This window comes from Nocardiopsis sp. SBT366 (assembly GCF_001083815.1).
Classification (GTDB): domain Bacteria; phylum Actinomycetota; class Actinomycetes; order Streptosporangiales; family Streptosporangiaceae; genus Nocardiopsis; species Nocardiopsis prasina.
The window spans coordinates 22998-29330 of the sequence record NZ_LAVM01000072.1 but is presented as its reverse complement, the minus strand read 5'-3'; the positions used below and the strand labels follow the sequence as shown (position 1 = coordinate 29330).

The following is a 6333-nucleotide window of genomic DNA, read 5'->3' as shown; positions in this document are numbered from 1 at the left end:
TCCATGAGCCTGTGCTCCTCCGGGAGGGGTCAGGGGTGGTGGGGACCTCCGAGCGCGGGGCTCAGCGGCCAGTGGGTGACGGTCTTGGGGCGGGGCGCGGCGAAGCTGCGCACCCGGCTGGTGGTCAGGCCGAGGGTCACCAGGGACTCGGCCAGGGCGACGGCGCTGGTCAGGCCGTCCACGACGGGGGCGCCCGCGGTGGCCTCGGGGGTGAGTTCCATTCCGGCCATGCCGCCGCAGCCGAGGACGATCACCTCGGCGCCGTCCTGTTCGACGGCGGCTCGGGCCTGGTGGGCGACGGCGCGCGCCGCGGCGGCGGGGTCGCGCTCCAGTTCGAGCACGCCCAGGCCGCTGGCCCGTACCGAGGCGCAGCGGGTGTGGAGTCCGGCCAGGGCGAGGCGGTCTCGGATCATGGGCACGGTGCGGTCCAGGCTGGTGACCACGGAGTAGCGGTGGCCGAGCAGGCAGGCGGTGTGGGCGGCGGCCTCGGTGATGTCGATGACCGGGGTGGGGCAGAGTTCCTGGAGGCCCTCCTTGCCGTGGTCGCCGAAGCCCGCCTGGATGACGGCGTCGTAGGGGCGGTCGTAGGTCATGACACGGTCCATGACGGCGACGGCCGCCAGGTGGCTCTCGAAGTTGCCCTCCACCGACTCGGGGCCAAAGCGCGGGGTGAGCGCCTCGACCTCCGTACCGGGGCGGGCGACGGCGCGGGCCTGTTCGGCCAGGGCACGGGTGATGGCCGTCGAGGTGTTGACGTTGACGATCAGGAGGCGCATGCGGTCCCTTCGTGAGCCGTGCGGGGGTGACCCCGCCCACATTTGAAGCTATTACTTCAATACCTCTTAAAGCAATGACTTCACAAGACCGGCATCTATACTTAACACGCCATGGCTGACTTCACCGAGAACCCCGCGCCCCCACGGTTCGACGAACGAAGGATCGGCGAACGCATCCGCGAGCTACGGACCGCGCGCGGCCTGTCCCTGCGTGAGCTGTCCGGACGACTGGAGATCAGCGCGAGCGCGCTCTCCCAGATCGAACGCGGCAAGATGCGTCCCTCGGTGACCCGGCTGTACCAGATCATGGGCGAGCTGAACGTGCCCATGGCCGCGGTGTTCGGCCCCGAGGTGAGCGCGCCGGCCGCGCCCGACGCCTACACCACCCCCATGGGGGAGGCGCCCGGTCCGCGCTGGGAACCCGGCGACGCCGCCGTGGGCCGCGTCGCGGTGACCCGGCGGGAGGAGGCGGCCACCCTCGAACTCGGCCACGGGGTGCGATACCGCCGACTGACCCCGGGCCCGGTCCCCGGCATGAACTACTTCGAGTCCGTGTACCCGCCGGGTTCCTACTCCAGCCAGAACGCCGAGTACGTGCGACACCGGGGCCACGAGATCGGCAACGTCGTCAGTGGCGTGCTCACCGTGGACGTCGGGTTCGACTCCTACGAACTGCGGCCGGGCGACTCGATCACCTACCCCTCCACCACCCCGCACCGCATCTCCAACCAGGGAGACCGGGACGCCGTGGCCATCTGGCTCAACCTGGACTGATCCCGGCGCCCCGGAGAACCACGGGCGCCCGGCTCCTGGGGGCGGCAGCTGCCCGGACGCTGAGGAGAGAGGCCCAGGAAGGCCCCGGCTGGACCGCCACCCGGCCGTTCTTCGACCGATTCGTCTCGGCGATACGGTCCGGCCGCTGCGAGCCACTCCGATTCGAGGTGGTGGGTGTCCTCCCGGGGCTTTCGCCACCGGCGCGACCACGTGGGCCCGCGCGTGATGGACCGCCCGCTCCGCCTCAGGGCAGTTCGTCGAACCTCTCCCGGGCGCGCTCGACGTCCGGCATGGTCTCGGTGGTCCAGCGCAGGAGCGCGTCGACGAGGTCCTGGAGCGTCCTGCCCAGTGTCGAGATGCGGTACTCAACGGCGAGCGGCCGTGTGCTCACGATGACCCGGTCCACCATTCCGTTGCGTTCCAGTCGGCGCAGGGTCGCCGTGAGGGACTTCTGGGTGATGACGGGGATCGCCCGGCGCAGTCCGTTGAAGCGCAGGGGCTGTTCGCACAGGCTGTCCAGCACCTGGAGCGACCACTTGTCGAGCATCTGGTCGAGCAGTTCGCGGTGCTCGGCGGTGATCTGGGGGACGGGCTGGGCGGGCGTGGTTTCCGGCATGATACCTGGTCTCGTTGAGGTTCCCTTTGGCCACCTAGTAGACATGGGATACCTGCAAAACATCAACTCGAGGAACCTCCCATGACCGTGCAGCTGCTCAGCCCCGAAGGCCTGTTCCAGCCCGTTCCCTACCACCACGTCTCGATCGGTACCGGCAGCCGCCATGTGCACGTGGCCGGTCAGATCGCCCGCGACGGCGAGGCCAACCACCTGGCCCCCGGTGACCTCACCGGCCAGGTCGAGGTGGTGCTGCGCCACGTCGCACGTGGCCTGGCCGGTGCGGGAGCGAGCTTCTCCGACGTCGTACGCCTGCGCTTCTTCGCCGTCGACTGGAAGCCGAACAAGGCCGAGGCCTTCATGAAGGGCATCGAGAACGTGACCGAGGAGCTGAATCTGCCGACCCCGCTTCCGCCCGTCTCGCTGATCGGCGTGGACTACCTCTGGGAGCCCGACGTCCTCGTCGAGCTGGAGGCCTACGCGGTCCTGGACTGAGACTCCGACGGCCCCGCTCCGCAAGAGCGGGGCCGCCACCCTGAGCAGGCACCGTGGCCGCACACCGCGAACCGGTGTGCGGTACTGGTCACTCCTCCTCGGCGTCGTCCTCGGGTTCGTCCTTGAGCGGCCGAACCCGGCTCGCGAGCCGGTAGTCGACGCGGACGTCCTCGTAGACGGTCCCGGTCTCGACGGGCTTGGGAAGCCCCGACCGGTCGCTGCCGGAGGTACCCTCCGCCCGCGGGCTTCCCCGGTGCTGGGATCCGACCTCAGGTGCCTCGTGGAAGGTCAGTTCGTCCGCGGTCACGGACGCGCTGATCTCCACGTCGTACTCGGTTTCCTTCCGGGCTCCGATGGTTCTCACCCCCGATTCACTGGTCGGCCCCGCCGCCGCTGCGCTTCACCGTGTTACCGGCCCACTTCGCCGCACTGCGCAACACGTTCGCGGCGCTCCTCGCTGCCTCCCCGGCGCTCTTCGCGGCGTCCTCCGCCCTCTTCGCGGCGGCTTCCACGGATTGCACCGCGTCCTCGGGGATCGAGCCGTCATCCTCATCCTCAGCCGGGGCCTCGGAGTCGTCCGCGTCCTCGGCTCCCGAGGGATCGTCGGGTGCCTCGTCCTCGATGTCCGAATCGACGTCCTGCGGAGCCTCGGTCTCGGATCCGTCGCCTTGCGGAGCGTCCTCCGCGTTCTCGGTTTCGGATGCGTCGTCCTGCGGAGCATCCCCGTCGCCCGGGGCGGCGTCCTGCGGAGCGTCGGTGTCGGATCCGTCGTCCTGCGGAGCGTCCTCCGCGTTCTCGGTTTCGGATGCGTCGTCCTGCGGAGCATCCCCGTCGCCTTGCGGAGCGTCCTCCGCGTTCTCGGTCCCGGATGCGTCGTCCTGCGGAGCATCCCCGTCGCCCGCGGCGGCCTCCTTGACGGCGCTGCCAGCGCTTGAAGCGACGCCCTCGGTCGTCTCTCCGGCGACCTCCGTCGCTTCTCCGGCAACCTGGCCGACGTCGTCGACGGCGCTGCCAGCACTCGAACCGACGCCCTTGGCCGCCTCTCCGGCGACCTTACCGACGTCTCCCACCGCACTGCCAGCGTCCGATCCGACGTCCTCCACCGCGCTCCCGGCACCCGAACCAACGTCCTTCACGGCTCCGCCAGCGCCCGAACCGACGTCTCTCACGGCGCCACCGGCGCCTGAGCCGACGTCCTTCACCGCGCTGCCAGCGCCCGAACCAACGTCCTCGACCGCTTCACCGGCGCCCTCGCCCAGAGCTCCCACAGCCTGTCCTGCACCGCTGCCCACCTCTTCGAGGCTGGATTCCACACCCCGGGCCACGTGTTCCAACACCTGCGGGTTCTCGTCGATGGTCTTGAGGACCCGTCCGATGATCTCCCGTACGTTGTCGAGTCTGACCTTGAGCAGGGCCTCGGCCTCGACGCCCTTGATGTTCAGGTGGACGCGACCGAGTCCGACGTCCGCTCCCACCTTCAGCTTGAGCAGGTCCAGCACCTCGGCCTGGAGCGACACGGAGGCCACCAGGTTGTTGACCTCGAGTTCGATCTCGTCGACCTTCAGGTTCGGGACCTCAAGGAGGACGTCCGGTTCACCGTTACCCTCGACGCGGCCGCCGGACTCGCGGCGGGGCTCCGGAACGGCTTCCGCGCCCACGCCCTCCGAGGCGAGGTCCTTCGAGGGGTTCCAAGCGTCCTCGCGTGTGTTCCCCTCGGTCCTTGGAGTGTTCTCATCCACCTTTCCCACAACCTTCCGCGTGGCTGGGCACACCCAGCGGTCTCGGCGCCCTCTTGGGGGTGTGTTTCGCACGGTCGGCTCGGACAGCGGACTCCAGTTCGGAAAGTCCCTCGAGTCACCGTTGTGGGGATTGATGAGAGCGTGTCCGCCCCATGTACCCACCGCGAGCACCGGGAAACTGTTCCCCCTGCTCACGGCTGGTTTTCGGGTGGGGCCACGGCGGGGTGACGGCCCGTGGTACGGTCTCCGGCCCTCCTTGTGTCCGACCGCCACCGAGACGAGGAGCCAGGGGCACACAGGCCCGAGTCGACCGTGGACCCCGCAGACTCGGAACCGTCTCGGACCGGCCCGAGACGGGCGACGTCGCCCGGCCCACGCTCCACCCGGTCGGACCCGGCGCCCCACGCGATACTGGCCTCCATGACGACTTCACCCACCACCGAGCCCGTGCCGTTCTCCCGCGTCAAGATCCGTGTGGGAGCGCTGGTGTTCTGCGGTAGCGAGGTGGCCCTGATCCGGCGTGACCGGCCCGGGTCAGTCCACTACACACCGCCGGGCGGCAACGTCGAGCCGGGCGAGGACCTCACGGCCGCGCTCCGGCGCGAACTGGCCGAGGAACTGGACCTGAGCCCCCACCAGGCCACCGCACCGGAACTGCTGTGGGTGGTCGACCAGCGCGTCAGCCGCCCCGGCCCCACGCCACCGCCACGCAAGCTGCACCTGATCCACCGCCTGCACGTGGCGCCCGAGGTACGCGAGGTGCTGGCCGTGGAGGAGTACGACGAGCAGCCCGACGGCGGACACGAGATCGGTGTCGTGGAGTGGATCGACCATCGGGACACCGCTGACCTGCCGATCTTCCCGCTGATCGGCGCGGCACTGGCGGCCCTGCCCAGTCCCCACGCGGTCGTCGCCGACGCGGCGCTGCCCGCCGTCACCGACGACGACTACGTGTGGGTCTAGGGCGTCTTCTTGGTTGCTCTCGTCGGTGGCGGCGAAGCGCCACCGACGCGAGCGGCCGTCACAGGCCATCTCTCGCAAGTGGTGGAGCGAAGGTGCCGCTACTGTGCACCGCTACGCAAGCTCCGCGGTGTCGCACAGCAGAGGCCGCCCGGGTTGGTTGTCCGAGCTGCATCGGCGCGGCGAGAGGCGGCCTGGTGGTGACGCGAGGGCACCGCGCCGCAGGCGTCCGTTGAGGGTGGTGGCGGGCGACGGGTGGAAGGATCAACCAGAAAACTCGCCCTGCGCCTCCATGATTCTCTTGAGGTCGGCCAGCCATGTACGCCAGTGGGCCTTCCACTCGGCTGCGCGCTCGGCGCTGCCGAAGCGGGTGTGCTCGACCCCCGCCGAGGACCTGGCGTCGCCCTTGGCCTGGAAGGTGACGGCGATGCGGGTGCCCTCGGGCAGGTCGGCGGTGAAGCGCCTGCCCGGTTTCGCAGTGCGTTCGGTCGCCTCGACCGGCAGCCAGCGAGCGCGCAGGCCGGGGTCGGCGAAAGCCTCGAACAGCCGCTCGACCGGTACGTTCACGGTCTTGCTGGCGCTGGAGGCGAAGCCGTCCTTCTTCTGGCCGGGCACGCGCAGACCGCGCTCCTGCTCGTAGGCCACGGTGACGGTCTGCGCCCACCAGTCGGGCACACCCTGCTCCTCGACCAGCCACGCGGCGATCTCGGTGTGGGTGCGTGGGGTGGCGCCCCAGGCGTCCAGCAGGGCGAACCAGGCCTCGTAGTCCCGGCCGGTGGCGTCGGCCACCTTCGCGCCGGAGACGCGGTCGCGGATGGTGGCGGCGCCCGTCCCCGACGCGGCGTCGCTGGCGGGATCGGAGGTCAGGTGCGCCCGGGCGGCCGTGTGGCTCTCACCGGTCGTGGCCATGCGAGCGCGCACGTTCTGCTTGAGGGGCTCCTGACTGGTCATGACTGCTCCTCGGTGGCACACGGCG

General features: G+C 70.2%; 8 protein-coding genes. 3 read left to right on the top strand and 5 right to left on the bottom strand.

The genetic code is table 11. The features are described 5' to 3' along the window. Nucleotides 1–29 precede the first annotated feature (29 nt). Nucleotides 30–776, bottom strand: a complete 747-nt coding sequence (locus ADX84_RS19795) for an aspartate/glutamate racemase family protein (protein ID WP_049577428.1) — start codon at nucleotides 774–776, stop codon at nucleotides 30–32. Between the two features lie 111 nt (nucleotides 777–887). Here ADX84_RS19795 and ADX84_RS19790 point away from each other — a divergent pair, with 111 nt between their 5' ends. After that, nucleotides 888–1550, top strand: a complete 663-nt coding sequence (locus ADX84_RS19790) for a helix-turn-helix domain-containing protein (RefSeq protein ID WP_049577425.1) — start codon at nucleotides 888–890, stop codon at nucleotides 1548–1550. A 244-nt stretch (nucleotides 1551–1794) separates the two neighbouring features. On the opposite strand, the gene ADX84_RS19785 is transcribed toward ADX84_RS19790, so the two are convergent. Then, nucleotides 1795–2166, bottom strand: coding sequence for a helix-turn-helix domain-containing protein (locus ADX84_RS19785; protein ID WP_017543265.1), 372 nt, complete (start codon nucleotides 2164–2166; stop codon nucleotides 1795–1797). Between the two features lie 81 nt (nucleotides 2167–2247). Between ADX84_RS19785 and ADX84_RS19780 the strand changes: the two genes are divergently transcribed. Beyond that, nucleotides 2248–2658: a RidA family protein gene (locus ADX84_RS19780; RefSeq protein WP_017543266.1), complete on the top strand. Its 411-nt coding sequence runs from the start codon at nucleotides 2248–2250 to the stop codon at nucleotides 2656–2658. 88 nt (nucleotides 2659–2746) lie between these two features. Here ADX84_RS19780 and ADX84_RS19775 read toward each other — a convergent pair whose 3' ends face one another. Together ADX84_RS19775 and ADX84_RS26750 are read right to left on the bottom strand one after the other, a co-directional pair. Next, nucleotides 2747–3013 carry a hypothetical protein gene (locus ADX84_RS19775; protein ID WP_049577447.1) on the bottom strand — a complete coding sequence of 89 codons (267 nt, stop codon included), beginning with the start codon at nucleotides 3011–3013 and terminating at the stop codon, nucleotides 2747–2749. 16 nt (nucleotides 3014–3029) lie between these two features. Further along, the gene (locus tag ADX84_RS26750) at nucleotides 3030–4397 is read right to left on the bottom strand and encodes a hypothetical protein (protein ID WP_234004080.1); all 1368 of its coding nucleotides are present in this window, start codon (nucleotides 4395–4397) and stop codon (nucleotides 3030–3032) included. A gap of 420 nt (nucleotides 4398–4817) precedes the next feature. Between ADX84_RS26750 and ADX84_RS19765 the strand changes: the two genes are divergently transcribed. Continuing rightward, complete coding sequence (locus tag ADX84_RS19765; RefSeq protein WP_049577421.1) at nucleotides 4818–5360, top strand: NUDIX hydrolase; 543 nt, start codon at nucleotides 4818–4820, stop codon at nucleotides 5358–5360. Nucleotides 5361–5621: 261 nt separating this feature from the next. Here the strand turns inward: ADX84_RS19765 and ADX84_RS19760 are convergent, their stop codons facing one another. Beyond that, on the bottom strand, nucleotides 5622–6308 hold the full coding sequence (locus tag ADX84_RS19760; protein WP_049577416.1) for an SRPBCC domain-containing protein: 687 nt from the start codon (nucleotides 6306–6308) through the stop codon (nucleotides 5622–5624). Nucleotides 6309–6333: the final 25 nt, after the last annotated feature.

What these genes read in the sequence shown, in the direction of transcription:
- ADX84_RS19780 (WP_017543266.1), top strand. Translation starts at nt 2,248, where the DNA reads ATGACCGTGCAGCTGCTCAGCCCCGAAGGCCTGTTCCAGCCCGTTCCC.
- ADX84_RS19765 (WP_049577421.1), top strand. Translation starts at nt 4,818, where the DNA reads ATGACGACTTCACCCACCACCGAGCCCGTGCCGTTCTCCCGCGTCAAG.
- ADX84_RS19795 (WP_049577428.1), bottom strand. Translation starts at nt 776, where the DNA reads ATGCGCCTCCTGATCGTCAACGTCAACACCTCGACGGCCATCACCCGT.
- ADX84_RS19760 (WP_049577416.1), bottom strand. Translation starts at nt 6,308, where the DNA reads ATGACCAGTCAGGAGCCCCTCAAGCAGAACGTGCGCGCTCGCATGGCC.
- ADX84_RS19785 (WP_017543265.1), bottom strand. Translation starts at nt 2,166, where the DNA reads ATGCCGGAAACCACGCCCGCCCAGCCCGTCCCCCAGATCACCGCCGAG.
- ADX84_RS19790 (WP_049577425.1), top strand. Translation starts at nt 888, where the DNA reads ATGGCTGACTTCACCGAGAACCCCGCGCCCCCACGGTTCGACGAACGA.